General features: G+C 56.4%; 1 protein-coding gene. It reads left to right on the top strand.

Going from position 1 to position 408, the window contains the following annotated elements:
- On the top strand, window positions 1-408 hold a 408-nt coding region (locus tag H8A87_RS19295; RefSeq protein ID WP_232370378.1), incomplete at both ends, for a condensation domain-containing protein.

Raw genomic sequence — 408 nt, forward strand, 5'->3', positions numbered from 1 at the left:
TCAGGACAATGCGGACGCGTTCACGGTGCCGCCCAACCTCATTCCTGACGGCTGCACCGCCATCACGCCGGAGATGCTGCCCCTGATTTCCCTGTCCCAAAATGAGATTGACACCATCGCCAGCACTATTCCCCGTGGGGCCGCCAATATTCAGGATATTTACCCGCTTGTTCCGTTACAGGAAGGCATCCTGTTCCATTATCTGTTGCAGACACAGGGCGATGCTTATCTGTTACGCAGCTTACTCGCATTCGATACCCGTGAACGCCTCAATGACTTCCTCGTGGCCTTGCAACAGGTCATTGACCGCCACGATATTCTGCGCACCGCAGTCTGCTGGCAAGGGCTGTCCCAGCCGGTGCAAGTTGTCTGGCGTCAAGCCCTTCTGCGCATAGACACCTTTGTGCC

Origin of the sequence: Xenorhabdus lircayensis (assembly GCF_016306625.1) — a bacterium.
In the GTDB taxonomy this organism is placed as follows: Bacteria; Pseudomonadota; Gammaproteobacteria; order Enterobacterales; family Enterobacteriaceae; genus Xenorhabdus; species Xenorhabdus lircayensis.